Below are 2,323 nucleotides of genomic sequence, written 5' to 3' on the forward strand. Positions count from 1 at the left end.
CCACCGCCGGAGCGGTGGGATGCCGCTCGGCAAGCCGTTCGAATCCTTCGTGCAGACGAAGATCGGGCCAGATTTTGACCGGTCCGAAACTGTTGGACAGATGAAGGCGGTCGTTGGGGAGGTGCGGCGTGGTGTCGGGCATCGAAGTCCCCACAAATCCCTCGGCGTTGCAATGATCCGACGGGAAAATTCGCGACGAATTTTTACAAAAACGTCATATGCGTCCCAAAAAGGGATTAGGTCGCCGACAATACGTCCTAAAGGAGGATTGTCAACGAATGATACAACTCAGAGAGATTCTGACAATCGGGAAAGCCGCATTACGGATATGGAATGAATCCGCGCACACCCGTGTGTGGTTATTGGGTTCCGACGGACATAGCTTCCGTCACGGCGAGGGGGATGGGATGCGGCGGGTTGATCAAAGGTTGCAGCGTCGGCCCGCAAGAGCGGAATCCGCTCTGATCCTGTTGATGGAAGGAGCGTTCACATCACGGGGGAGGGATCGGATGAGCAAGGCGGAGTCCAAGAAGCAGCAGATGGCTGCGGGTGCGGCGCTGGCCGCCAAGCGTGGGGAGCAGCCGGAATCCAGCCTGCGCGGGGCGTCGAAGGAAATGGCCAAGTCGATGAGCGAGAAAGAACTGCGGGAGATGGCCTCCGCAAAGCGCAAGGATCTGCCCGCCCGCAGTTCAAAGGATGACGCAAAGGATTGATGTCAGGCTGTTTCTGCGGAACTGACGGGGGTGACCCCGTCAGTTCTGTTCCTGCGGACGGAAGGTGGCGACGCGGTAGGCGTACCAGGCGGCGATGGCGGCGATGACCAGCTTGGCCACCGGGTCCATCCATCCCGACACCTTGTCGTACTGGCCCTCCAGCAAATAACCCGCACCGGCGAGAACCAGCGACCACAGCGCCGTTCCGATGCTCGAATAGGCCATGAAGCGGGCCAGACCCATCCCGGCGATCCCCGCGGGAACAGAGATCAGCGTGCGCACCGCCGGGATCAGGCGCCCGATCAGCACCGACGCCCCGCTGTGCCGGCGGAACCAGCCCGTCGCCTCGTCAACCTGCGCGGGCGCCACCGTCAGCCAGCGGCCATGCCGGGCGGCCAGCCGCTTCAGCCGCTCGCTGCCCAGCCACAGTCCGGCGTAGTACCAGAACAGCGCGCCCGCCACAGAACCCACGGTGCCAGCCAGAACCACCAGCGGCAGGCTGAGGTCCCCACGGGCGGCGACGAAGCCGGCCAGCGGCATGATGAGTTCCGATGGGATGGGCGGAAAGACGTTTTCCAGCAGCATCAGAAGCGCGATGCCGGCGTAGCCGCCGCTTTCGACCAAGTCAGTGATCCACTCGAACACGCGGTCCTCCGGTTCCGGTTGCCTGGATAAACCCGCCGGTGGCGCCGGAGTTCACCGGCTCCCCCAACGAGGGAGGGGTGACGGTGCCATGGCCTTTCGTATTGCTTTCACTTTTTTCGTATTGCAGCCTGCCGAACCCTCGGCTACCGTTTGAAACGAAAACGAAGGCGCAGACCGCAAGGGGCGGGCGCACAGCGGAGAGGAGGGATGGATGGCCGGGGTCTACGACCTTGCCATCGTCGGCGGCGGCATCAACGGCTGTGGCATCGCGCGCGATGCCGCGGGGCGGGGCTGCTCCGTCTATCTGTGCGAACAGAAGGATCTGGCGTCGGGCACGTCCTCGGCCTCGACCAAGCTGATCCACGGCGGCCTGCGCTACCTGGAATATTACGAGTTCCGGCTGGTCCGCGAGGCGCTGCGCGAGCGCGAGGTGCTGTGGCGCATGGCGCCGCACATCATCTGGCCGCTGCGTTTCGTCCTGCCCCATCTGCCCGGCCTGCGGCCCTCCTGGTTCCTGCGGCTCGGCCTGTTCCTCTACGATCATCTCGGCGGCCGGGAGAAGCTGCCGGGCACGCGCGGGTTCGATCTGCGCAGCGATCCGACTGGGAAGCCGCTGAAACCGGGTTTCGCACGCGCTTTCGAATATTCGGATTGCTGGGTCGACGACGCGCGTCTGGTGGTCCTGAACGCGCAGGACGCCGCCCGCATGGGCGCGACGATCCACACCCGCACCCGTTTCCTGAGCGCCGTCCGCGAGGACGGGCTGTGGACCGTGACGGTGGAGGACACGCGCAGCGGCCAGCGCAGCAGCATCCGCGCCCGCGCCCTGGTCAACGCCGCCGGCCCCTGGGTGTCGGAGGTGATGCGGCAGGGGGCGCGCTCCACGGTGGACGCGCGCATCCGTCTGGTCCAAGGCTCGCACATCGTGGTGCCGAAGCTGTTCGACCACGATCGTTGCTACATCT

At 64.8% G+C, this 2,323-nt stretch carries 3 protein-coding genes; 2 read left to right on the forward strand and 1 reads right to left on the reverse strand.

Annotated features, from left to right (window positions below; all coding sequences use genetic code 11):
- Nucleotides 1–509: 509 nt before the first annotated feature.
- Entirely contained in the window at nucleotides 510–713 is a 204-nt protein-coding gene (locus Q4I23_RS32210; protein WP_237907678.1) for a DUF3008 family protein, read from the forward strand.
- Between the two features lie 39 nt (nucleotides 714–752).
- Here Q4I23_RS32210 and Q4I23_RS32215 read toward each other — a convergent pair whose 3' ends face one another.
- Complete coding sequence (locus Q4I23_RS32215; protein ID WP_454016496.1) at nucleotides 753–1,358, reverse strand: DedA family protein; 606 nt, start codon at nucleotides 1,356–1,358, stop codon at nucleotides 753–755.
- Nucleotides 1,359–1,569: 211 nt separating this feature from the next.
- On the opposite strand from Q4I23_RS32215, the gene glpD reads away from it, so the two are divergent.
- Nucleotides 1,570–2,323: glycerol-3-phosphate dehydrogenase (glpD, locus tag Q4I23_RS32220; protein ID WP_498528940.1), on the forward strand; the 754-nt coding region annotated here is incomplete at its 3' end.

It is taken from the genome of Azospirillum sp. UFLA03-27 (genome assembly GCF_059803775.1).